The sequence below is a fragment of the Streptomyces sp. SID13726 genome, assembly GCF_010548375.1.
Lineage (GTDB): Bacteria > Actinomycetota > Actinomycetes > Streptomycetales > Streptomycetaceae > Streptomyces.
On record NZ_JAAGLY010000015.1, the window covers coordinates 35,865 to 56,979 of the forward strand.

General features: G+C 71.4%; 23 protein-coding genes and 1 pseudogene. 13 read left to right on the forward strand and 11 right to left on the reverse strand.

Translation table 11 applies throughout. The annotated features are described in order from the left end of the window. Positions 1–114: 114 nt before the first annotated feature. On the forward strand, positions 115–693 hold the full coding sequence (locus tag G3I78_RS31655) for a transketolase (RefSeq protein ID WP_164430869.1): 579 nt from the start codon (positions 115–117) through the stop codon (positions 691–693). An 81-nt stretch (positions 694–774) separates the two neighbouring features. On the opposite strand, the gene G3I78_RS31660 is transcribed toward G3I78_RS31655, so the two are convergent. Beyond that, entirely contained in the window at positions 775–1,338 is a 564-nt protein-coding gene (locus tag G3I78_RS31660; protein WP_164430871.1) for a rhodanese-like domain-containing protein, read from the reverse strand. Between the two features lie 90 nt (positions 1,339–1,428). On the opposite strand from G3I78_RS31660, the gene G3I78_RS31665 reads away from it, so the two are divergent. Then, positions 1,429–1,713, forward strand: coding sequence for a metal-sensitive transcriptional regulator (locus G3I78_RS31665; protein ID WP_164431215.1), 285 nt, complete (start codon positions 1,429–1,431; stop codon positions 1,711–1,713). Between the two features lie 3 nt (positions 1,714–1,716). Here G3I78_RS31665 and G3I78_RS31670 read toward each other — a convergent pair whose 3' ends face one another. From G3I78_RS31670 to G3I78_RS31675, 3 genes and pseudogenes are all read right to left on the reverse strand, one after another. Beyond that, positions 1,717–2,466, reverse strand: a complete 750-nt coding sequence (locus G3I78_RS31670; protein ID WP_164430873.1) for a sulfite exporter TauE/SafE family protein — start codon at positions 2,464–2,466, stop codon at positions 1,717–1,719. Beyond that, a complete protein-coding gene (locus tag G3I78_RS52270) occupies positions 2,463–2,894 on the reverse strand; it encodes a rhodanese-like domain-containing protein (RefSeq protein ID WP_239158180.1) in 432 nt (143 codons plus the stop codon). Before G3I78_RS52270 ends, G3I78_RS31670 begins: the two co-directional genes overlap by 4 nt. Further along, positions 2,892–4,241 (reverse strand): annotated as a pseudogene (locus tag G3I78_RS31675) (MBL fold metallo-hydrolase); the annotation flags it as partial. The gene G3I78_RS52270 and the pseudogene G3I78_RS31675, both read right to left, overlap by 3 nt. A gap of 173 nt (positions 4,242–4,414) precedes the next feature. Here G3I78_RS31675 and G3I78_RS31680 point away from each other — a divergent pair. From G3I78_RS31680 to G3I78_RS31695, 4 genes are all read left to right on the forward strand, one after another. Next, entirely contained in the window at positions 4,415–5,500 is a 1,086-nt protein-coding gene (locus G3I78_RS31680) for an S-(hydroxymethyl)mycothiol dehydrogenase (protein ID WP_164430877.1), read from the forward strand. Next, on the forward strand, positions 5,500–6,129 hold the full coding sequence (locus tag G3I78_RS31685; RefSeq protein WP_164430879.1) for an MBL fold metallo-hydrolase: 630 nt from the start codon (positions 5,500–5,502) through the stop codon (positions 6,127–6,129). The genes G3I78_RS31680 and G3I78_RS31685 overlap by 1 nt, the downstream gene beginning before the upstream one ends. Beyond that, complete coding sequence (locus G3I78_RS31690; RefSeq protein ID WP_164430881.1) at positions 6,119–6,493, forward strand: DUF4180 domain-containing protein; 375 nt, start codon at positions 6,119–6,121, stop codon at positions 6,491–6,493. Before G3I78_RS31685 ends, G3I78_RS31690 begins: the two co-directional genes overlap by 11 nt. An 80-nt stretch (positions 6,494–6,573) precedes the next feature. Next, entirely contained in the window at positions 6,574–7,488 is a 915-nt protein-coding gene (locus tag G3I78_RS31695) for an SDR family oxidoreductase (RefSeq protein WP_164430884.1), read from the forward strand. On the opposite strand, the gene G3I78_RS31700 is transcribed toward G3I78_RS31695, so the two are convergent. Further along, positions 7,479–8,030 (reverse strand): hypothetical protein, encoded by a 552-nt coding sequence (locus G3I78_RS31700; protein ID WP_164430886.1) that lies wholly within the window; start codon positions 8,028–8,030, stop codon positions 7,479–7,481. The genes G3I78_RS31695 and G3I78_RS31700 overlap by 10 nt on opposite strands. Positions 8,031–8,079: 49 nt before the next feature. Between G3I78_RS31700 and G3I78_RS31705 the strand changes: the two genes are divergently transcribed. Beyond that, positions 8,080–8,877, forward strand: a complete 798-nt coding sequence (locus G3I78_RS31705; RefSeq protein WP_164430888.1) for an SDR family NAD(P)-dependent oxidoreductase — start codon at positions 8,080–8,082, stop codon at positions 8,875–8,877. Positions 8,878–8,879: 2 nt separating this feature from the next. Further along, complete coding sequence (gene add / locus G3I78_RS31710) at positions 8,880–9,866, forward strand: adenosine deaminase (protein WP_164430890.1); 987 nt, start codon at positions 8,880–8,882, stop codon at positions 9,864–9,866. Between the two features lie 18 nt (positions 9,867–9,884). On the opposite strand, the gene G3I78_RS31715 is transcribed toward add, so the two are convergent. Further along, complete coding sequence (locus G3I78_RS31715) at positions 9,885–11,279, reverse strand: pyridoxal-dependent decarboxylase (RefSeq protein WP_164430892.1); 1,395 nt, start codon at positions 11,277–11,279, stop codon at positions 9,885–9,887. A gap of 196 nt (positions 11,280–11,475) precedes the next feature. Here G3I78_RS31715 and G3I78_RS31720 point away from each other — a divergent pair, with 196 nt between their 5' ends. After that, positions 11,476–12,174: a L,D-transpeptidase family protein gene (locus G3I78_RS31720; RefSeq protein ID WP_164430894.1), complete on the forward strand. Its 699-nt coding sequence runs from the start codon at positions 11,476–11,478 to the stop codon at positions 12,172–12,174. A 28-nt stretch (positions 12,175–12,202) separates the two neighbouring features. Here the strand turns inward: G3I78_RS31720 and G3I78_RS31725 are convergent, their stop codons facing one another. From G3I78_RS31725 to G3I78_RS31740, 4 genes are read right to left on the reverse strand one after another with little or no spacing between them, the layout of a single operon-like run. Continuing rightward, positions 12,203–13,402: a Gfo/Idh/MocA family oxidoreductase gene (locus G3I78_RS31725; protein WP_164430896.1), complete on the reverse strand. Its 1,200-nt coding sequence runs from the start codon at positions 13,400–13,402 to the stop codon at positions 12,203–12,205. Between the two features lie 14 nt (positions 13,403–13,416). Then, positions 13,417–14,757, reverse strand: coding sequence for an extracellular solute-binding protein (locus G3I78_RS31730; RefSeq protein ID WP_164430898.1), 1,341 nt, complete (start codon positions 14,755–14,757; stop codon positions 13,417–13,419). A 10-nt stretch (positions 14,758–14,767) separates the two neighbouring features. After that, on the reverse strand, positions 14,768–15,685 hold the full coding sequence (locus G3I78_RS31735; RefSeq protein ID WP_164430900.1) for a carbohydrate ABC transporter permease: 918 nt from the start codon (positions 15,683–15,685) through the stop codon (positions 14,768–14,770). 16 nt (positions 15,686–15,701) lie between these two features. Further along, positions 15,702–16,667 carry a sugar ABC transporter permease gene (locus G3I78_RS31740; protein WP_164430902.1) on the reverse strand — a complete coding sequence of 322 codons (966 nt, stop codon included), beginning with the start codon at positions 16,665–16,667 and terminating at the stop codon, positions 15,702–15,704. A 167-nt stretch (positions 16,668–16,834) separates the two neighbouring features. On the opposite strand from G3I78_RS31740, the gene G3I78_RS31745 reads away from it, so the two are divergent. The 3 genes from G3I78_RS31745 (at position 16,835) to G3I78_RS31755 (ending at position 19,158) form a co-directional block, all read left to right on the forward strand. Further along, positions 16,835–17,995 carry an ROK family transcriptional regulator gene (locus G3I78_RS31745; protein ID WP_164430904.1) on the forward strand — a complete coding sequence of 387 codons (1,161 nt, stop codon included), beginning with the start codon at positions 16,835–16,837 and terminating at the stop codon, positions 17,993–17,995. 100 nt (positions 17,996–18,095) lie between these two features. Next, positions 18,096–18,281: a hypothetical protein gene (locus tag G3I78_RS31750; RefSeq protein WP_125195550.1), complete on the forward strand. Its 186-nt coding sequence runs from the start codon at positions 18,096–18,098 to the stop codon at positions 18,279–18,281. A gap of 55 nt (positions 18,282–18,336) precedes the next feature. Further along, positions 18,337–19,158, forward strand: a complete 822-nt coding sequence (locus G3I78_RS31755; RefSeq protein ID WP_164430906.1) for an EamA family transporter — start codon at positions 18,337–18,339, stop codon at positions 19,156–19,158. Between the two features lie 24 nt (positions 19,159–19,182). Here G3I78_RS31755 and G3I78_RS31760 read toward each other — a convergent pair whose 3' ends face one another. Further along, the gene (locus G3I78_RS31760; protein ID WP_164430908.1) at positions 19,183–20,550 is read right to left on the reverse strand and encodes a S1 family peptidase; all 1,368 of its coding nucleotides are present in this window, start codon (positions 20,548–20,550) and stop codon (positions 19,183–19,185) included. A 180-nt stretch (positions 20,551–20,730) separates the two neighbouring features. Between G3I78_RS31760 and G3I78_RS31765 the strand changes: the two genes are divergently transcribed. Continuing rightward, a complete protein-coding gene (locus G3I78_RS31765; RefSeq protein ID WP_164430910.1) occupies positions 20,731–21,111 on the forward strand; it encodes a PPOX class F420-dependent oxidoreductase in 381 nt (126 codons plus the stop codon). Positions 21,112–21,115: the final 4 nt, after the last annotated feature.

Here is a 21,115-nt window from a genome sequence, read left to right on the forward strand (position 1 = left end):
CGCTGCTTTCGGACGCCGAAAAGCAGGGAATCCCGGGGAATATGAATACACGTCAAGAGGCTTCTTCCCGAATTCTTGACGTGCCCCGGGAACTCGCCCGCAGGAGGCCGACCCATGCAGTCCGACATGCTCCTCGCCGTAGCCGAAACCCTGCCCCGGACCCCGTCCGACGGCGGAGTCGTCGTCGGCTACGGCGCCCTGGAGGAGCTGAGCAGGTTCGCCGCGGATCCGCGGTGGACGCTGCATGTGCCCGGCCATCCCGACGAGGTGCGGCAGACGATCCTGGACGCCGGGCACCGGGGCGAGCGCGCCTACGTCCATGTGACCGCCGAGGCCAACGCCGAACCGCGGGCCGCTGCCGAGGGATTCGCACGGGTCAGGGACGGGCGGGCCGGGGTGGTGCTCGCCGTGGGCGCCACCCTCGACCCGGTGCTCCGCGCCACGGCGGACCTGGACCTGGCTGTGCTCTACGCCCGCACCCTGCGGCCCTTCGACGAGATCGGCCTGCGGACGGCGGTGCTCGCCGCCGACCACGCGGACGTGGTGCTCGCCGAACCCGGCCCCACCGGGACCACGGCCTGCCATGTCGCCGCCACCCTCGTCCACGTCCCGCACCGGCTGCTGACCCTCGACGGCCGGAACTGCTTCGAGGAGGAGGGCCTGGAGCGGGCGGTCCGGGAGTTCCTGCGGTAGGCCGGAGACGATCAGGCGGCAGGCCGTGGAAGGTCAGCCGACAGGCCGTGGACGGTCGTGCCCGGCGAGCGCCGTGGAAGGTCAGCGCCCGGCGAGCGCCGCCAGGGTCGCGTCCAGGTCGGCCGGTCGGGGGCGGTTGTGCGGCAGCTTTGCCAGCAGGGCGGCCATCCCGCAGGTGTCGGTGACCGCGGAGAGGACCAGTCCGCCCGCGATGCCCGCGGCGAGCAACTGCCAGGCCGGATGTAGCAGTCCGAGCCCCAGACCGGCCAGGACGACGGCGCCCGCCGTGAAGCGGACCTGCCGCTCCATGGACCAGACGGTCCGCGTACCGGAGGCCGGCCGGTCGAGCCGGTGACCGGCCTCGGCCCAGCCCCGGGTGCCGCCGGTCAGGGTGAGTGCCCGTATGCCGTGCTCGGCGAGCAGCTCGCACGCGCCGCGTGACCGCGCGCCGGAGGCGCAGACGACGAGCAGGTCGCCTGGTGCCTCCCGGAGCGCGGGCAGCGCCCGCCCGATCTGGTCCAGCGGGATGTTGAGGGCCCCGGGCAGATGACCGGAGGCGTACTCGCCCGGGGTCCGGACGTCGACGACGGTCAGCCGGTCCAGACGGGCGTCGGCCTGGGCAGAGTCGAGAGCGGAAGGGGTCATGTCGGACGTGGTCCTTTCGGAGAGGAAGGTGAGGCGAGGAGATGACCCGAAGGAGGTAAAATACCCCCAAGGGTATGCAGAGGAGTGATGGTGGAACTTCAGTTCGAGGGTGATGAGCTCAAGTCCGTGCTGAACCGGCTGCGCCGGGCGCAGGGGCAGATCTCCGGGGTGATCAAGATGATCGAGGAGGGCCGGGACTGCGAGGACGTGGTCACCCAGCTCGCCGCGGCCTCCCGCGCCCTCGACCGGGCCGGCTTCGCGATCATCGCCACGGGGCTCCAGCAGTGCCTGACCGACCCCGGGAAGAACGGCGACGGCGAGACCACCGAACAGATGAAGGCCCGCCTGGAGAAGCTGTTCCTGTCACTGGCCTGACCCTCAGACGACGGCGTCCACCAGCATGAACAGGGCCACCGCCAGCAGGGCCACGGCGAACGTCCGCTGAAGCGCGCTCGCCGACAGCCGGGCGGCGAGCCGCCTGCCGTCCCAGGCGCCGAGCACCGCGGCCGCGGCGAACGGGGCGACGGCACCCCAGTCGACGTCGACGGTCGTACCGGTGCGCGCCGCCAGCGCGGCCAGCGAGTTGACGGTGATGACCAGGAGGCTGGTCCCCACCGCGGCCCGCATCCGCAGACCGACGACGTTCACCAGTGCCGGTACGGCGAGAAAGCCGCCGCCCACGCCCAGCACCCCGGTCACCGCGCCGAGCCCCGCCCCGGTCCTGGCGACCCGGCCGGCGCGCACCGGCACACCGTCCGGTCGTACCGATGCCGAAGGCCGGAGCATCCGCACCGCGGCGAGGGCGGCGACCACGGCGAACGCACCCGTCAGCACACCGGAGGACAGGTGCCCTGACACCGCCCCGCCGACCGCCGCGGGCACGAGTCCCGCCGCCGCGAACAGGGCACCCTCGCGCCACCGCACCGCGCCCTCGCGCGCGTGCGTGACCAGCGCGGTCACCGAGGTCAGCGTGACGACGACCAGTCCCGCGGTGGTGGCCGCGGCCGGACTGAAGCCGAGCAGATAGATGAGCGCGGGCACGGCCAGCATGCTCCCGCCGCCTCCGAGCGCGCCGAGCGCCAGTCCGGTGAGACCGCCGGCGAACAGGGCGAGGACGAGCGGGGTCACCTGACCGGGGCGGCGGAGTCGCCCGAGGGCGCTCCGGCCGGTGTGCGGTGCGCGTCGGCGTGGCGCGGATCGCCTTGCTCCGGGTCCCGGCCGACACGTCCGGCGGCCGGCGATCCGCCCGTCACCGGCAGCCCCGCCGCCACCCACGCCGCCATTCCGCCCAGTACGTCGACCGCGTCCACGCCCCGCGCCTCCAGCAGTGCGACCGCCGCGCGGGACCGCTTGCCGGACCGGCAGACGGTGACCACCGGGCGGTTCGCGGCGGCCTCGGGCAACCGGCCGCCCGCCAGCAGCGCGGACAGCGGAGCGTGCACGGCCCCCGGCGCATGCCCCGCGGCCCACTCCTCCCGCTCACGGACGTCCAGGAGTACGGCCGTCCCCTCCGTGCCCGTCCGTTCGTGGGCCTGCGCCGCGGTGATCCTCGCCATGGGGAGCCCGGCCTCGGCGGCCGAGGCGAACCCGTCGTCCACGGCGACCACTTGACGCCCGGCCGCGTCGAGGATCGAGGCGCCGATGCCGGCCCGCATCCCGCCCGCGCAGTGCACCCACACCACGCCGTCCGGTATCTCCGGCAGCCGGTCGCGCAGCCGGTGCAGGGGAATGTGCAGCGAACCCCTGATGTGACCGTCCGACCGCTCCGAGTCCCGCCGCACGTCCAGCACCACGACCCTGTCCGGGTCTGCAGCCGCCAGCTCTGCGAAAGTGCCGCGGGGGAAAGCGCGCGGTGACTCGCCGTCCCGCAGCCAGTCGGCCGGTGACCCGGTCGCCGCCGCGGCGGGCCGGTCGATGCCGACGCGGACCAGTTCCCGCTGGGCGTCGGCGAGTTGGGCGGACGTCGCCGCCAGCAGGGTGACCGGCTTGCCCCACGGCACCAGCCAGGCCAGGTAGGTGGCGAGCTGCCCCTCCGCCTCGAAGTTGAGCGCCCCCGCCACATGCCCGGCGGCGAAGGCCCGCCGGTCCCGCAGGTCCACCACCCACTCACCGGCCGCCAGCCGCGCGGCGATCTCCTCGGCGTCCGCCGGCCGGGGCGGGGTGAGGTCCACCGGGCCGGGACCCTGCGCGTTCGCGGGACCCATGTGCGCGTAGTAGGCGGGCACGTCGTCGAGCCCGGCGAGCAGATCGGCGACGAACGCGTCGACATCCTTGACCAGCGCCTCGTTCGAGCCACGCTCCCGCCCGATCGTCGTCGACTCCCCGCCCCCGGCCCGCGCGGCGGAACAGAAACTCCCGAACCCGTGCGTCGGCAGTACGGCCGTCTCGTCCGGCAGCTCCGCGGCCAGCCGGTGCGCCGAGGCGTACTGCGCCCGCGCCAGCCGCCCGGTCAGCCCCGGCTCCACGAGATCGGGCCGTCCCACGGTGCCGATCAGCAGGGAGCCGCCGGTGAAGACCGCCACCGCGCTCCCGGACTCCTCCAGGACGTACGAGGTGTGGTGCGGGGTGTGACCGGGAGTGGCGAGGGCCCGCAGCACCAGCCCGTCCCCGATCTCCGCCAGGTCCCCGTCGGCGACCGGCGTCCGCGCGAAGGCGACCCGCGCCCCGGCCGGCACCAGGTAGGCGGCCCCCGTGAGCCGGGCCAGCTCCAGGCCACCGGTCACGTAGTCGTTGTGGACGTGCGTCTCGGCGACGTGCGTGATCCGCACCCCGCGCCGGGCCGCCGCCGCGATCACCTGGTCGATGTCCCGCGGCGGATCCACCACCACGGCGCTGCGGGCACCGCCCGCCAGGTAGCCGCGGTTGCCCAGGCCCGGCACCTCGATGGTGTCGACGAAGTACACGACAGCACTCCTCTCCTCGTGGAAACTCGGGGAAATTTACCCCCGGGGGTATGTGTTCCACCGTAGCAGAGGTACCCCCGGGGGTATTTTTCGGTGGCGGAATCCATGCCGTTACTGATCAGTCACACGTAGGGTCGGAGGGACGTGCACCGGGCGACAGAAGGGGTCAGGCCATGGCGCAGGAGGTACGCGGGGTGATCGCACCCGGCAAGGACGAGCCGGTGCGGGTGGAGACGGTCGTGGTGCCGGATCCGGGACCCGGAGAGGCCGTCGTGCAGGTGCAGGCCTGCGGGGTCTGCCACACCGACCTGCACTACAAGCAGGGCGGGATCAACGACGACTTCCCCTTCCTGCTCGGCCACGAGGCCGCCGGTGTCGTGGAGTCGGTCGGCGCGGGGGTGACCGACGTCGCGCCCGGCGACTTCGTGATCCTCAACTGGCGTGCCGTGTGCGGCAATTGCCGTGCCTGTCTGCGTGGGCGGCCCTGGTACTGCTTCAACACCCACAACGCGAAGCAGAAGATGACGCTCACCGACGGCAGGGAGCTGTCCCCGGCCCTGGGGATCGGCGCGTTCGCCGAGAAGACTCTCGTCGCCGCCGGACAGTGCACCAAGGTCGACCCGTCGGTCTCGGCCGCGGTCGCGGGCCTGCTGGGCTGCGGCGTGATGGCCGGCATCGGTGCCGCGATCAACACCGGGCAGGTAGGCCGGGGCGACACCGTCGCCGTGATCGGCTGCGGCGGAGTCGGCGACGCCGCCATCGCCGGGTCGAACCTCGCGGGCGCGGCGAAGATCATCGCCGTGGACATCGACGACCGCAAGCTGGAGAAGGCCCGCACCATGGGCGCGACCCACACCGTCAACTCCCGCGAGAACGACCCGGTCGAGGCCATCCGCGACCTCACCGGCGGCTTCGGCGCCGACGTCGTCATCGAGGCGGTCGGCCGCCCCGAGACGTACAAGCAGGCCTTCTACGCCCGCGACCTCGCCGGGACCGTCGTCCTGGTCGGCGTGCCCACCCCGGAGATGAAGCTGGAGCTGCCGCTCCTCGACGTCTTCGGCCGCGGTGGCTCGCTCAAGTCGTCCTGGTACGGCGACTGTCTGCCCTCCCGCGACTTCCCCATGCTGATCGACCTGCATCTGCAAGGCCGCCTGGATCTTGAGGCGTTCGTGACCGAGACCATCCGACTCGACGAGGTGGAGAAGGCGTTCGAGCGCATGCACCACGGCGACGTCCTGCGCTCGGTGGTGGTGCTCTGATGGCTCCGCGCATCGAACGCCTCGTCACCTCAGGGCAGTTCAGTCTCGACGGCGGCACCTGGGACGTCGACAACAACGTCTGGATCGTCGGCAACGACCACGAGGTGATCGTCATCGACGCCGCCCACGACGCCGACGCCATCCTCCAGGCCGTCGGCGACCGCAGGCTGACCGCGATCGTCTGCACCCACGCCCACAACGACCACATCGACGCCGCACCCGCCCTCGCGGACCGCACCGGCGCCACGATCTGGCTGCACCCCGACGACCTGCCCCTCTGGAAGCAGACCCACCCCGACCGGGACCCCGACGCCCACCTGCGCGACGGGCAGGTCATCGAGGCCGCGGGTGCCGACCTCACGGTGCTGCACACCCCCGGCCACGCACCGGGCGCGGTCTGCCTTCACGACCCCGGCCTCGGGGCCGTCTTCACCGGGGACACCCTCTTCCAGGGCGGCCCGGGCGCCACCGGCCGCTCCTTCTCCCACTTCCCGACGATCATCGACTCGATCCGCGACCGGCTGCTCGCCCTGCCGCCCGGGACGAAGGTCCTCACCGGCCACGGCGACCCCACCACCATCGGCGCCGAGGCCCCGCACCTCCAGGAGTGGATCGACCGTGGCCACTGACGACGTCGTGCACCTGAACGGCGTGAACGTCCTGCACTGCGCCCCGGACGGCCCCCCGCTGGACGGCGAGCGGGCCGCCCTCGACCTGATCGGCGACGCCATGGGCCGCGACGCCCAGGTGGTCGCCGTACCCGTGACACGGGTCGCCGAGGAGTTCTTCCGGCTGCGGTCGGGCCTCGCGGGCGCGGTGATGCAGAAGTTCGTGACCTACCGGGTACGACTGGCCGTCGTCGGTGACGTCACCCGCCACCTCGACGACAGCACCGCCCTCAGGGACTTCGTCCACGAGACGAACCAGGGCGGCCACATCTGGTTCCTGCCGGATCTGGACACCCTGGACGAGAAACTGCGCGCGACCGGGTGACCCGCCCCTAAATCACGACAGAGGTTGTCCGGCTTCCCGGCCATGCTCGAAGCGTCATCGGGCACAACGGGAGGTCGGACATGTCACAGCCGCTGCACGGCAAGGTCGCACTGGTCGCCGGAGCCACACGGGGGGCCGGACGCGGCATCGCCGTCGAACTGGGCGCGGCGGGCGCCACCGTCTACGTCACCGGACGCAGCACCCGCGCGAGCCGCTCCGAGTACGACCGCCCCGAGACCCTGGAGGACACCGCCGACCTCGTCACCGCGGCCGGCGGCCACGGCATCGCCGTACCCACCGACCACCTGGACCCCGGACAGGTCCGCGCCCTCGTCGACCGCGTCGCCGAGGAGCAGGACCGCCTCGACATCCTGGTCAACGACATCTGGGGCGGCGAGAAGCTCTTCGCGTGGGGCAGCCCCGTGTGGGAGCACGACCTGGACGACGGCCTCAGGCTGCTCAGGCTCGCCGTCGAGACCCACGCGATCACCAGCCACCACGCCCTGCCGCTGCTGCTGCGCACACCGGGCGGACTGGTCGTCGAGATGACCGACGGCACCGACGCCTACAACCGCGAGAACTACCGCGTCTCCTTCTTCTACGACCTCGCCAAGACCTCCGTCATCCGCATGGCCTTCGCCCTCGGCCACGAACTCGGCCCGCGCGGCGCCACCGCCGTCGCGCTCACCCCGGGCTGGCTGCGCTCCGAGATGATGCTCGAGCACTACGAGGTGCGGGAGGAGAACTGGCGCGACGCCCTCGACCGCGTCCCCCACTTCGCCATCTCGGAGACCCCGCGCTATGTGGGCCGCGCGGTGGCCGCCCTCGCCTCCGACCCCGAGGTGGCCCGTTGGAACGGGCAGTCCCTCGACGGGGGCTCGCTCGCCCGGACGTACGGCTTCACTGACCTCGACGGCAGCCGCCCGGACGCCTGGCGCTATCTGGTCGAGGTCCAGGACGCGGGCAAACCGGCCGACGTGACGGGCTACCGCTGACCCGGAGGGTTCTGCGCGGCGGGCGCGAGCGGCCAGCGCGCCGAGTGCCCGGGAGGCAGCGCGAGATCCTCGCGTACGGCGGCGTAGTACCCCTCGCGCCCACCGCGCTGCCGGTCCACCAGCGCCTGCCAGGCTGCCTGGTCCCGGGTCCCCGCGCGCAGGAAAGCCTCCATCTCCAGCAGGACCACGACCCAGGTCCGGGCCCGCTCCACCACCTCGGGGCTGCCCAGCAGGATCAGCGCCTCCCCGGCCGGGTCCCTGGCGATCGTGGCCTCGGTGAGCAGCGGCAGGGCCTCCTCGGGCGTCAGCGGGTGCGGGTGGCGGTCGATGCCGAAGTGCGAGGCGGTCCGGTAGGCGAGGGTGACGGACTTCTTCAGCGTCCGCGCGTAGTCGGCGTACACCGCCAGCTTGCGTTCGTCCCAGCGGGCCGCCTGCTCCCGCTGGAACCTGGCCCGGTCGCCCCGCACGACCGCCAGATAGGAACCGAGCGCGCCGATGACGACGCCTATGAGCGCGGGGAGTTGCTGCAGGAACGCTGACATGGACGAACGGTATCCGCCCGGTTGATCACCGGGGGACTACCTTCGACCCATGACGCACACACAGCGCTTCGAGGGGCACGGAGTTCTCGTCACGGGCGCTGCCCGCGGCATCGGCGCGGCGACGGCCCGCAGGCTGGCCGAGGAGGGCGCGGCGGTCCTGCTCACCGACCGGGACGGGGCGGTCGTGGAGAGGACGGCCGCGCGTCTTCGCGAACAGGGCCTGACCGCGCGGGCGTCGGAGTGCGACGTGGCCGACCGCCCGGCCGTCGAGTCGGTCGTCGCCCACGCCGTCGACACCTTCGGCTCGCTCGACGTCCTGGTCAACTGCGCCGCCCGGTGCACCCCCGAGACCCCGCTCTTCGAGGACGACTCCGACGACGAGTGGGCCCGGGACCTCGACATCACCCTGGGCGGCCCCTACCGCTGCTCGCGCGCCGCCCTCCCGCATCTGGTCGCCTCCGGACGCGGTGCCATCGTCAACATCGGTTCCGTCAACGGCCTCCAGGACTTTGGCAACCACGCCTACAGCGCCGCCAAGGCGGGCCTCGCCTCCCTGACCCGCACCCTCGCCGGCCACGCCGCCGCCCGCGGGGTCCGCGTCAACCAGGTCGTGCCGGGCACCGTCCGCACCTCCGCCTGGGAGGGACGCGAGGACGAACTCGCCGCGATGCGACGCCTGTACCCGCTCGGCAGAGTCGGCGAGCCCGACGACATCGCCGCCGCGGTCGCCTTCCTCGCCTCCCGTGACGCCGCGTGGATCACCGGCACCACCCTGGTCGTCGACGGCGGACTCACCGCGGTCAACACCGGGTTCCATGCGACGGTCCATCCGGAGCGGGGAGCCTGAAGGTGCGAACGCTGGACCGGCTGCCGAAGGCACATCTCCATCTGCATCTCGAAGGCGCGATGCGTCCCGCCACGCTCGCGGAGTTGGCGGCCGAACGCGGCGAACACCCGCCGGATTCCACCGGCTTCGCCTCGTTCCAGGACTTCGGCGCCCTCTACGGGGCCGCCGCCCGAGTGGTGCGCGAGGGCCCGCGCAGGAACCTTCTGCGGCTGGTGCGCGAAGTGGTCGAGGACGCCGCCGCGGACGGAGCGGTATGGGTGGAACCGCACCTGAACCCGCTGACCTACGAGGACGATCCGGACGCCGCGCTCGACCTGCTGGACGAGGTGATGGACGAGGGCCGCCGCACGGGCGCCCGGCTGGGCGTCGGCTTCGGCGTCCTGGTGTTCGCCCGGCGCAACGCGGACCCGTCGGAGGCGGTCGAGGCCGCCCGTCTCGCGGCAAGGCGAGCCGGTGGTGGGGTGGTCGGCTTCGGTCTGGCCGGAGACGAGGCCCGCGATGCCCCTGAGCCGTTCGCCGAGGCGTTCGCCGTCGCTCGCGAGGCCGGGCTCATCCTCGCCCCGCACGCGGGGGAGTTCGCCGGTCCGGCCGGTGTGCGCGCCGCCCTCGACGTACTCGGCGCCCGACGGATCGCTCACGGCGTCCGGGCCGTCGAGGACCCCGTTCTCCTCGCCCGCCTGGCCGCGGAAGGGACAGTCCTCGACGTCTGCCCCACCTCCAACGTCGCCCTCGGGGTCGTCGCCTCGCTGTCCGAACACCCTCTCCCGCTGCTGCTGCGCCAGGGCGTGCGGTGCACCCTCAACGCCGACGACCCGCTTCTGTTCGGTCCGGGTCTGCTTCAGGAGTACGAAACGGCCCGCACGGCGCTCGCCCTCACCGACCACCAGCTCGCCGCCGTGGCCCGAACCTCGCTCGAAGCCTCCGGCGCCCCGCGCGACACCGTGGAACACGCGATCACGCGCATCGACGCATGGCTGGACACTCCTTAGACGCGGGACCGCCCGCGCTCAAACGGCCGAAGCGGCCGAAGCAATGGCGTCGGCCACCCGCTCCACGTCGGCCCGGGTCGTACGCCAGTTGCTGAACCCCGCCCGCAGCGCAGGCACCCCGCCGAACACGGTCGGCGTCAGGAAGGTCTCGCCGGACTCGGCGACCGCACGGGCCAGCGCGTCGACCCGGTCCTGGGCCGGGTCCCGGTCCAGGGTGAAGCAGACGACGTTGAGGCGGACCGGTGCCGACAGCCGCAGGCCCTCGGTGTCCTCGATGCGGTCACCCAGCTCTCGGGCGAGGGCGACATTGCGTTCCACGATCTCGCGGTGCCCCTCACGGCCGTAGGCGACGAGGGAGAACCAGGCCGGAAGGGCGCGCAGGCGGCGGGAGTTCTCCGGGGTGAGGTGGAGGAAGTCGGGGTCCCCGGTGGGCAGGCCCAGGTATGGCGAGGCGTTGTGGAAGACGGCGACCTGGAGGTCCCGGCGGCGGGTGAACTGGACGGCCGCGTCATAGGGCACGTTCAGCCACTTGTGGAGGTCGACGCAGACCGAGTCGGCCGCGTCGAGCCCGGCGACGAGGTGGGCGTGGGCGGGGGAGAGCGCGGCGAAGGCGCCGAACGCGGCGTCGACGTGCAGCCAGAAGTCGTGGCGCTCCTTGAGTGCGGCGATGGCCCGAAGATCGTCGAAGTCGACCGTGTTCACCGTGCCGGCGTTCGCCACCACGATCGTCGGCCGCCCGCCCAGCTCCGCCAGCGTGGCATCGAGCGCGCCCACGTCCACGGCCTCCCGGCCGCCCCCGAGCACCGGCACCCGGCGCAGCCGGTTCCGGCCGATGCCCAGCACCGACAGCGCCTTGGCGACACTGGAGTGCGGGCTGCCGGAGAGCACGTCGACCGCCCCGAGCGCGCCCGCCCCCTCCTCGGCGACGGACACACCGAGCCGCTCGCCCAGCCACTCACGGGCCACCGCCAGCCCCACGGTGTTCGACACGGTCGCCCCGGTGACGAAGGCCCCGCTGTGCGCGGCGCTCAGCCCGAACAGCTCCCGCAGCCACCCCAGGGTCTCCCGCTCCAGCGCGTCCGCCCAGGAACCGACGGCCCCGGAGCCGTTCTGGTCGTAGGCGCTGGTCAGCCAGTCCCCGGCCACGGAAGCGGGCGTGGCACCCCCGGTGACGAACCCGAGATAGCGCGGCCCGGCGGACCCGGAGAACCCGGACGCCCACCGCTCGGCGAACCGGTCCAGCGCAGCCTGGGTCCCGGCGCCCTGATCCGGCAGGGAAGGGGGACCGGGTGCTCTGTCCAGCCGTACGACAGGCCGCTCGGTCAGCCCGGCGAGTTCCCGGGAGGCGAGATCACGAGCGGACTGGAGGAGCTCGGGAAGCCGGGCCAGATCCTCGGCGAGCGCAGGGTGCATGCGGGCAGAGTAAGCCTGACCCACCCAGGGGCGCGGAGAACTGTGCGACCAGCCACAACGGCGCCGCACCCGCAGGACGACCCTCACCGCACCCGAACATTGTCACCGTTTCGTCGCAGCCCGTTCCGCAGTACAACGAACACACCCGAACACCGGTCTACCTGGCAGAGATCACACCGTACTGAGGAGACAGGCCATGGGGGACATACGCAGACGGGGCGCCGTCGCGCTGGGCATCACCGGACTCGTCGCACCACTGACCATCGCGCTGGGCGCCGCGCCCGCGCAGGCGGCGGGGAGCTGCACCACGCAGGCGGGGCCGTACCAGAAGAAGGTGGAGAAGTTCCTCGGCCGCCCGGTCGACGGACGGCAGTCCACCGCCGACTGCAAGGCGATCAAGGCCTTCCAGACCAAGCACGGCATCACACCGAACATCGGCTACGCCGGATCCGTCACCTGGGGCGTGATGGACCTGATGAACAAGCAGAAGGCCGTCGGCCACAACCCCAACCGGGACGGCAAGTGCCCGACCAACAAGGGCCGTATCGCCTGCGTCAACCTCACCCTCCAGCTGAGCTGGATCCAGGACGGCAGCAGGCTCGTCTACGGCCCCGTCCCGGTCCGCACCGGTCGCGACGGCTACGAGACCCGCACCGGCCTGAAGAAGATCTACTGGCGCGACAAGAACCACGTCTCGTCGATCTACAACGTGCCGATGCCGTACAGCCAGTTCTTCGACGGCGGCCAGGCCTTCCACTCGGTGAACCTCAGCATGTGGAACCCGCCGGGCTCCCACGGCTGCACCAACATGACCCCGAAGGACGCCAAGAAGTACTGGTCGCTGCTGAAGACGGGCGACGACGTCTTCGTGTACGGCCGCAAGCCGGGCACCTGAGCGACAGGTACCCGGCCCTGAGCACGGGTTACTGAGGCGCGTCCCCGAAGTCCGGGATCTCCAGCCTGACCCCGCCCTGCCGTGCCGAGTCGTGCGCGACGACGCCCGGCAGGGTGTAGCGGGCCGCCACCCAGGCGTTGACCGAGGGCAGCGACCGGGTGTTGACGGCGGTCACGAAGTCGTCCACCAGGAAGTGGTGGCTGCCCTCGTGGCCGTTGTGCAGGTTGTCGAAGGACTGCGGCAGCCGTGCCCGGTCGTGCACCGGCGCCGAGCCGGAGGTGAAGGCGGCCCGCAGCTCCGGCGCGATGTGCTGGAGCGACGGATCGTCGGGAGACATGGTGGGCTTGGGTTCAAGGAGTTCGCTGATGTCCTTCACCCCCTTCTTGTCCTGCCACAGCGCGACCGTGGCGAGCTGCTCCATGCTCGCCTCGGTCCCGAAGAACCGGAACCGCGACTCCCGGATGTGGGACGGGTAGCCGACCCGCCGGAACTCGTTGGTGCGGAACGACCCGCCGCCCGCCACCTCGAACAGCGCGGTCGCGTTGGAGAAGTCGTTGCCGAACTGGCTGACCTCCTTGTCGAACACCCCGTCCCCGCGGTCGTCGACGACACCGATCGCCGACACGCTCACCGCGTGCGTCTGCCAGGCGCCGAGCACCCCGCCCACCGAGTGCGTCGGGTAGAGCAGCGGGGGATAGCTGGCGGTCTCCTTCCAGCTCTCGCCCCCGCTGTACTGGTACGCCTCGTAGAACCCGAGGTCCATGTCGTGGACGTAGTCGCCCTCGGCGTAGAAGAGCCGCCCGAAGGCGCCCTCGGCGATCTGGTTGCGGGCGTGCACGGTCGCCGGGTTGTACTGGCTGGTCTCACCCATCATGTACGTCAGCCCGGTCGCCCGGACCGCGTCGATGACGGCCGCTATCTCCTCCGTGGTGATCGCCATGGGCACCGCGGAGTACACGTGCTTGCCGGCGTTGAGCCCCTGGAGCACCAGGGGGCCGTGCGTCCAGCGCTGGGTGAAGATCGCGACCGCGTCGACCTCCTTCGACTCCAGCATGGCCTCGTAGGTGGGGAAGGTGCCGGCGAGCCCCTGTGCTTCGGCGAGCCGCTCGGCCCGTTCGGGGAGCAGATCGGTGACGTAGACGTCGCCGACACCGGGGTGGGCCTGGAACAGCGTGGCGAACTGGCCGGAGAACTGGCCGGCGCCGACGATGCCGAGGGAGAACGTCATGAAGTGCGTGCCCTTCACTGGTCGAGAATCAGGTTGATCTGGTCGGTGGTGCGGTCGAGGCCGTCAACGGACTTGCCGTTGCCGTAGATGTCCTGCATTTCCGGATGCATCAGCGCGTACACGTCGGCCGCGTAGTTGGTGATCGGATAGGAGAAGGTCGTGAAGTCCCTGGTGTCGGCGACCGGCTCGGTGAAGGCCGTGACGTCGATGCCCTTCTTCCTGTACGCGGCCACGGCGGCCGCGGTGCCGTCGGGCGTGGCCGGGAAGACGATGCCGTAACTCCCCACCGTCCGCTGGCACTCGTCGGACGACAGGTACTTCACCCACTTCAACGCCCCTGCCTTGTTGCGGGCGTTCTTGGTGACGGAGTCGGCGAGGCCGTTCATCATCGTGGCGCGCTTGCCGGTGGGGCCCTCGGGGGTCAGGGCGGTGGCGATCTTCATGCCCTTGAACCCGGCGTACGTCGAGATCATCCAGGCCCCGTCGAGGGTGGCGGCCGCCTTGCCCGCGGCGACCTGGGCGTTGCCGGGGCTGGACTGGGAGTTGTAGGAGGTGAAGGGGGCCATGTAGCCCTTCTTCGCCAGCCCGAACCACCAGTCGATGACCGACTTGAAGGTCGCGCTGTCGTACCGGTACTTCGTGCCCCACCGCTTCTTGTCGGTGTAGGTCCAGCCCGCGGAGGCGGCGAAGCTGCTCCACTGGGTCTGCCCGTCGCCGTCCCCGCCGCCGTTGCTGGCGAGGCCGTAGACCTTGACGTGGTTCTTGTCGAAGCCGGGTTCGTCGCCCCGCTTGCCGTTCCTGTCGACGGTGAGGTGCGCGATGGCCTTCTCGAAGCTGCCGCCGTCCTTCGGGTTCCAGGAAAGGTCGCTCAGTTGAGCCGCGGAGAGGCCCGCGTCCGTCGCCGCCTTCTGGTTGTAGAAGAGGGCGACGGTGTCCCAGTCCTTGGGGGCGCCGTAGCGATGGCCGTCCTGGCCGATCCAGTTGTCGGCGAGCCCCTTCTGGTAGGCCGCCGGGTCGATGTCCAGATCGTCCAGCGGCTCCAGCACCTTCAGGTCGGCGAACTGCCCGAACTTCTGGATGTGGTCGGTGAACACGTCCGGCTCGGTCCCGGCGATGAAGCTCGCGGTGAGCTTGGTCCAGTAGTCGTCCCAGCCCAACTGGGTGATCTTCACGCGCAGTCCGGGGTTCCGCTTCTCGAAGTCCGTGGCGCACGCCTGGTAGGCGGGCAGCTGGTTGGAGTCCCACAGCCAGTACGACACCGTGCCCGAGGAGGATCCGGCGGAGCCGCTGCCCGCGCACCCCGTCAGAGTCAGGGCCAGTGCGCCGGCCAGGGCGGTCAGCGTACGAAGTCGCATCACGAATCCCTCACTTGATCCCGGTGAAGCTGATGGAGCCGACGATGCGGCGGGCGAAGAACCCGAACAGCACGAGCATCGGCAGGGCGGCGATGAGCGTGGCCGCCATCAGGCCCGACCAGTCGGTGCCGGTCTGCGGGGTCTGCGCCCGGAAGATCGCGAGGGCCACGGTCAGGACGCGGGAGCTGTCGCTGTAGGAGACCATCAGCGGCCAGAAGTAGTCGTTCCAGGCCGTGATGTACGTCAGCACCGCGAGCGTCATGACCGGCGTGGACGCCATCGGCAGCAGCACCCGGAAGAAGATCCGCACCTTCCCGGCGCCGTCCAGCAGGGCGGCCTCCTCGACCTCGCTCGGGACGTTCATGAAGAACTGGCGCAGGAAGAACACCGCGAACGGCGTCATGAACATCGTCGGCAGCGCGATGCCCAACAGGTTGTCCACCAGGCCGAGTTGCTTGATGAGCACGAAGTTCGGCAGCAGGGTGAAGATCGCCGGGACCATCAGTCCGGCGAGGAACAGCCCGAACACCTTGTCCCGGCCCCGCCAGCGCAGCCGGGCGAAGGCGTAGGCCGCCATCGCGGAGAAGAAGATCTGGCAGACGGTGATCAGCGTCGAGACGACCACCGAGTTCAGCAGATACCGCCAGAACTTCAGCCCGCCGCCCGCGCCGCCCTGCGCGATCGCCTCCTTGGTCGACTGGAGCCCGAGCGCCCACTCGAAGCCCCCGGTGGTGAGGTCGACCGGCAGCGGGTCGCCGGGGTGGGCGGCGAGGCCGGAGTTGGTGGACAGCGCGGTGCGCAGGATCCAGTAGAACGGCAGCAGGGTGACGAGCACGATCGCGGTCATCACCGCCCAGGCGGCGACCTTGCCAGGGGTGAAACGGCGCCCCTGGGGCCGTATACGAGTGGTCGTGGTCACGGCAGCCATGTCGGTCTCCTCTCCCTCAGCCCAGGTCGCTCTGACCGGCGCGGGTGATCCGGTACTGGAGGACGGTGATCGCGCTCAGCACCACGAGCAGGGCCACCGACATCGCGGAGGCGTAGCCGAACTGGAAACGGCCGAAGGCGGCGCCGTAGATGTAGAACTGGAGCACGTTGGTCGCGTTCGCCGGACCGCCCGCGGTCGTCACGGCGACCGTGTCGAACACCTGGAACGAACCGATCACCGTCATGATCAGCACGACTGCCAGGACCGGCCTGAGCAGCGGCATCGTGATCCGCCAGAACATCCGCCACTCGCTCGCGCCGTCCACCTTCGCGGCCTCGTACATGTCGTTCGGGATCGCCTGGAGACCCGCGAACAGCAGCAGCGCGGTGTAGCCGACGTGCCGCCACACGTTGATCAGGGCGATCGTCGGGATCGCCCAGGTCTCGTCCGCGAGGAAGGGGATGCGGTCGAAGCCGAGCGCCGAGATGATCTCGTTGCCGATGCCGAGCTGGTTGTCCAGCATCCACAGCCACACCAGGCCCGCGACCACGTTCGACATCAGATACGGCGTCAGCACGATCCCGCGCAGCGTCGCCGACTGGGTCAGCCGCTGGAGCAGGACGGCGATGGCGAGCGCCGAGACCGTCTGGATCCCGATGTTGATGACCACGTACTCGACGGTCACCTTCAGCGAGTCCCAGAAGATCGGGTCGTGGACCATCCGGTCGTAGTTGTCCAGGCCGACCCACTCGGCGGGGGTGAGCAGGTTGAAGCGCGTGAAGCTGAGATAGATCCCCCGCAGCGTCGGCCACAGCAGGAAGACCAGGAAGCCCAGCATCGCCGGGGCGATGAACACCGCGGCGAGCCGTCCGTCGCCCCGCCCCTCGCGGGTCCTGGCCCGTCGCGCCCGCTGTTCGGTCCGGGCCCCCTCGGCGCCGCCCAGGGGCAGACGCGACGGGGGGCTGCTGGAGGCGATGGTCATCGGGAGACTCCCTCGTCCGCTGCGGCTCATCCTCGGCCACTTACTTTTGTGGCGGAAGAATCCATGCGTCAAGGGGTGCGCAAACATCTTTTCCAGGCCGCCTCGACGGCCATATCGTGGTGACGTTGCTTTTACGGTGAAAGAAATCATGTGGGAGTCTGACCTTCATGACCGCAGTTGCCGCCAGCTGGCTACCCCTGAGCACCGGTGAACGCTCGGTGGCGATCGAGGTGCTCGTCCACGGCCCGCTGTCGCGCACCGAACTCGCCCACCGGCTCGACCTCTCCGCCGGCAGCCTCACCCGGCTGACCAAACCGCTCATCGAGTCGGGCCTGCTGATCGAGGTCCCCGAGGCGGGCGCCCCGGCCGAGGTCCGCCAGGGCCGTCCCTCGCAGCCCCTCGACGTCGTCGCCGAGTCCCGGTCCTTCGTCGGTTTCAAGATCACCGAGGACATGGTCTACGGCGTCGTCACCACCCTCAGGAGCGAGATCGTCGCCCGCCACGACCGACCCTTGGTCAGCCACGACCCGGCCCAGGTCGCCGACCTGCTCGCGGAGATGACGGGCGAGCTGGCCCGCGACCACCCGCGGCTCGCCGGTATCGGCATCGGTGTCGGCGGCTTCATCCAGGAGCGGGCCGTGGTCGGGGAGTCGCCGTTCCTGCGCTGGCGGGACGTGCCCCTGGGCGAACTCGTCGAGGAACGCACGGGGTTGCCGGTGGTCGTCGAGAACGACGTCGCCGCCCTCGTCGAGGCCGAGACCTGGTTCGGCGCCGGACGCGGCCTCGACCGCTTCGTCGTCCTCACCATCGGCGCCGGCATCGGCTACGGCCTCGTCCTGAACGGCCGACGCGTCCCGTACGCCGAGGAGGACCGGGGCTTCGGGCGGCACTGGATCATCGACCCCAACGGCCCGCTCACCCCCGACGGCACCCGCGGCAGCGCCGTCTCCCTGCTCACCATCCCCAACATCCGCTACCAGGTACGGGCCGCCACCGGCCGCGACCACACCTACGAGGAGATCCTCGCCCTCGCCGCCGCCGGCGAGCCCATGCCCGCCCGGGTCGTCGACGAGGCCGGACGCGCACTCGGTGTGCTGGTCGCCCAGATCGCCAACTTCGCCATGCCGCAGAAGATGCTGCTGGCCGGTGAGGGCGTCGGACTGATGGACGTGGCCGCCAGGACCGTCGAGGACACCGTCCGCGCCCACCGGCACCCCCTCGCCGCCCCGATCGACCTGGAGACCCGGGTGTCCGACTTCCACGACTGGGCCCGCGGGGCAGCGGTGTTGGCGATCCAGGTGCTGGTCCTGGGTGTGGCCGAGGTGTGAACGGGGCCACGGTCCTTGACAGATGGACGTGATCAGTAACACGGTCCGATATGCCCTTTTCTGCCGTGATTACTCACGGTGCCTTCACGTCCGGAGCCGTATGCTTCACATCATGTCCACCACTGTTGAACCCGTGACCGATCGATCGGCCGACGAGGTCAACGAGGAGATCCGGGCCCTGTGGCGCCGGGCGGGCGGGACACTGAGCGGCGAGCAGCGCGAGGAGTACCAGCGTCTCGTCCTGGAGTGGGCCGCCGCCGCTCCGCAGCCGGTCCGGGCGGCCTGAGCCCCGAGCACCACCTCGGGGCATCATCGCCCCGTCCCTGGGCACCCCGGACGGGATGGGCCCTCTTCTCGCACTGGCCTCGGCGGTCTGCTACGGCATCGTCGACTTCACCGGCGGCCTGCTGTCCCGCCGCGTGCACTTCGCCGCCGTAACCTTCCTCGGCCAACTGGGCGGCCTGCTGCTCGCCGCCACGGCCGCTCTGCTCCTGCCCGCCGACGCCGTGCACCCCGTCGACCTGCTGTGGGGCGCGCTCTCCGGAGTCGGAAGCGGCGCCGCCATGCACTTCCTCAACCGAGGCCTCAGCCACGGCGCGATGAGCGTGGTCGTGCCCGTCAGCGCCGTCACCGGGGTCGGGCTCTCCGTGGTGTGCGGAGTGCTGCTCGGAGACCGGCCGACCGTCGTGGCCTGGCTGGGGATCGTGCTCGCGGTGCCCGCGCTGTGGATGGTCGCGGGCGGCGGCACCGACAGCAGCGGGGGAGTCCCCGACGGACTGCTGGCCAGCGCCGGAGTCGCCCTCCAGTACATCGCCCTCGCCCAGGCCGGTGCGTCGAGCGGACTCTGGCCGGTCGCCGCCGGCCGGGTGGCCGCCGTACTGGTCCTGCTGCCCGCAGCCGCCCGGCATCCCCGGCGGCTGCGCCTGCCGCCCGTGCGGTCCGCCCAGGCGGTCCTCGTCGGAGCGGGTGCCGCCCTCGGGCTCGTCCTGTATCTGCTCGCCGCCCAGCGGCAGTTGCTGGCCGTCGCCGTCGTCCTCGCCTCCCTGTACCCGGCCCTGCCCGTGATCCTGGGACTCGCCCTGCTGCACGAGCGGCTCGGCCGGAGGCAGTTGGCGGGTCTCGCGGGGGCGGCCGTCGCGACCCTGCTGCTCAGCCTCGGCTGATCGGGCCGGGGCCGGGGTGAGCCCTCAGCCCCAAGTCGCCGAGTAGTAGCGCTGATACGCCCTGCGGTCCTGCTCCGAGCGGATGTACCGTGTCGCCACCAGCGCGATCAGGCTTCCCCCGACGACCAGCAGACCGGGACCGATGTTCCGGGTGTCCGTGAGGCGGCTCAGCAGCGGGGTGCCCTGCGCTCCGTCGACCGCCGCCGACGAACCGGGGGAGGCGGAGCCGGGAGCGATCGAACCCTGGTTGCCGGAGGCCGACGGCGCCGACGAGGGCGACCCGGCCGCACCCGCCGGGTTCGACACGATCAGCTGCACGTTGAGTTCCTTCATCGCCTTCGTCACCGGCTCGAAGAACGTCGTCCCGCCCTGCGTGCAGTCGCCGCTGCCGCCCGAGGTGATGCCGAGCGCGATCCCCTCGGAGAACATCGGGCCGCCGCTGTCCCCGGGCTCGGCGCACACGTTCGTCTCGATGAGCCCGGTGACCGTGCCCTCCGGGTAGTTCACCGTGGCGTTGACCGACGTCACCTGACCGTCGCGCAGGCCGCTCGTGCTGCCGCTGCGGAACACCCGCTGGCCGATGGACGGATCACCCGCCCCGGTGATCTGCACACCCTTGCCGTTGCCGATGAACACGACCCCGGCGCCGTCCCCCGCCTTGCCGCTCGCGTACTGCACCAGCGAGAAGTCGTTGCCGGGGAAGCTCTGCGTGACCGTCTTGCCCAGCTGGTTGGTGCCGCCCGTGTCCGCGAACCAGATCGAACCGGTCGGGCCGCAGTGACCGGCCGTCAGGATGAAGTCGCTCTGGCCGTTGGTCACGTTGAAGCCCGCCGAACAGCGTCCGCCGGTCGACAGGATCGGCTGCGCCCCGTTCAGCCGCGGCGTGAACGTGCCCTCGGTACGCTCCGTCTTCACGAACCCGCCGATGCCGTCCGCGACCCGTGTCATCCGCGACCAGTCGGACGCGGAGACGGTGCTGTCGCCCTGCACCACCACCTGGTTGGTCCGGTAGTCCATGGACCAGGCCGTCCCGGCGACGCGGGGGGCCGAACGCAGCGTCTTCGCCGCCGACTTGAGGTCGTCCATGCTGTGCTCGACGAGCTTCGCCTTCGCCCCGCCCCGGCGCACCTCGGCGGCCGTCCTCTCGTCGGTGACCGCGACGACGGGCTTGCCGTCGGCACCGATCCAGGTCCCGGCCGTACGGGAGGAGCCGAGTTCGGACACGAGATCGGCCCCTGTCTGCCCTGCCTCCTGCGCGTAGGTGCGCGGTACGGTGGTGGCGGGAGGCTCGCTCGCGACGGCCCGTGTGACCATCGCGCCTCCCAGGAGGAGTCCGCCGACTGCCGCCAGCCGTGTCACCCGCCGGACGACCCGTCGTCGTGCGTGCCTCATGCATGGCTCCCGAACCAGAACAAGCGGTGTCAACACCGCGGGGCCCTCCGGTCGTTGAGCGCCCTCCTTGCATACGTGGCCCGGGCCGGGCGCGTTCACGACAGCCGGTGATCGGGTGTCAGGAGGGTCCGGCGAGGAGCGCCGGGCCGCCCCGGGCACCGGCCGCCTACACTTCCCGGCATGGACGACACGCCGCTGGAGCGGCTCGGCTCGGGCAAGTACCTGCTGCTCACCAGCTACCGGAAGAACGGCACCACGGTCGCCACCCCTGTGTGGGTGATCCGCGACGGAGACGCGCTGGGCGTCTGGTCGGCCGCCGACGCCTGGAAGGTCAAGCGCATCCGAGCCCGCTCGGACGTCCTCGTCGGCCCCTGCGACGTACGCGGCAACCCGACCGGCGACCAGGTCCCGGCCACCGCCGAGATCTGCGACGCCCCGACCACCGCCCGCTACCGGAAACTCCTGGCCCGCAAGTACGGCGTCTTCGGGCGCCTCACCCTGCTGGGCAGCAGGCTGCGCCGGGGGCTGGACGGCACGGTCGGGATCCGCGTGACGCTGTGAGAGG

What these genes read in the sequence shown, in the direction of transcription:
- G3I78_RS31700 (WP_164430886.1), bottom strand. Translation starts at nt 8,030, where the DNA reads ATGTCAGCGTTCCTGCAGCAACTCCCCGCGCTCATAGGCGTCGTCATC.
- G3I78_RS31750 (WP_125195550.1), top strand. Translation starts at nt 18,096, where the DNA reads ATGCTTCACATCATGTCCACCACTGTTGAACCCGTGACCGATCGATCG.
- G3I78_RS31735 (WP_164430900.1), bottom strand. Translation starts at nt 15,685, where the DNA reads ATGGCTGCCGTGACCACGACCACTCGTATACGGCCCCAGGGGCGCCGT.
- G3I78_RS31740 (WP_164430902.1), bottom strand. Translation starts at nt 16,667, where the DNA reads ATGACCATCGCCTCCAGCAGCCCCCCGTCGCGTCTGCCCCTGGGCGGC.
- G3I78_RS31655 (WP_164430869.1), top strand. Translation starts at nt 115, where the DNA reads ATGCAGTCCGACATGCTCCTCGCCGTAGCCGAAACCCTGCCCCGGACC.
- G3I78_RS31720 (WP_164430894.1), top strand. Translation starts at nt 11,476, where the DNA reads ATGGGGGACATACGCAGACGGGGCGCCGTCGCGCTGGGCATCACCGGA.
- G3I78_RS31745 (WP_164430904.1), top strand. Translation starts at nt 16,835, where the DNA reads ATGACCGCAGTTGCCGCCAGCTGGCTACCCCTGAGCACCGGTGAACGC.
- G3I78_RS31715 (WP_164430892.1), bottom strand. Translation starts at nt 11,279, where the DNA reads ATGCACCCTGCGCTCGCCGAGGATCTGGCCCGGCTTCCCGAGCTCCTC.
- G3I78_RS31725 (WP_164430896.1), bottom strand. Translation starts at nt 13,402, where the DNA reads ATGACGTTCTCCCTCGGCATCGTCGGCGCCGGCCAGTTCTCCGGCCAG.
- G3I78_RS31680 (WP_164430877.1), top strand. Translation starts at nt 4,415, where the DNA reads ATGGCGCAGGAGGTACGCGGGGTGATCGCACCCGGCAAGGACGAGCCG.
- G3I78_RS31730 (WP_164430898.1), bottom strand. Translation starts at nt 14,757, where the DNA reads ATGCGACTTCGTACGCTGACCGCCCTGGCCGGCGCACTGGCCCTGACT.
- G3I78_RS31760 (WP_164430908.1), bottom strand. Translation starts at nt 20,550, where the DNA reads ATGAGGCACGCACGACGACGGGTCGTCCGGCGGGTGACACGGCTGGCG.
- G3I78_RS31765 (WP_164430910.1), top strand. Translation starts at nt 20,731, where the DNA reads ATGGACGACACGCCGCTGGAGCGGCTCGGCTCGGGCAAGTACCTGCTG.
- G3I78_RS31755 (WP_164430906.1), top strand. Translation starts at nt 18,337, where the DNA reads ATGGGCCCTCTTCTCGCACTGGCCTCGGCGGTCTGCTACGGCATCGTC.
- G3I78_RS52270 (WP_239158180.1), bottom strand. Translation starts at nt 2,894, where the DNA reads ATGGCGAGGATCACCGCGGCGCAGGCCCACGAACGGACGGGCACGGAG.
- G3I78_RS31660 (WP_164430871.1), bottom strand. Translation starts at nt 1,338, where the DNA reads ATGACCCCTTCCGCTCTCGACTCTGCCCAGGCCGACGCCCGTCTGGAC.
- G3I78_RS31685 (WP_164430879.1), top strand. Translation starts at nt 5,500, where the DNA reads ATGGCTCCGCGCATCGAACGCCTCGTCACCTCAGGGCAGTTCAGTCTC.
- G3I78_RS31695 (WP_164430884.1), top strand. Translation starts at nt 6,574, where the DNA reads ATGTCACAGCCGCTGCACGGCAAGGTCGCACTGGTCGCCGGAGCCACA.
- G3I78_RS31705 (WP_164430888.1), top strand. Translation starts at nt 8,080, where the DNA reads ATGACGCACACACAGCGCTTCGAGGGGCACGGAGTTCTCGTCACGGGC.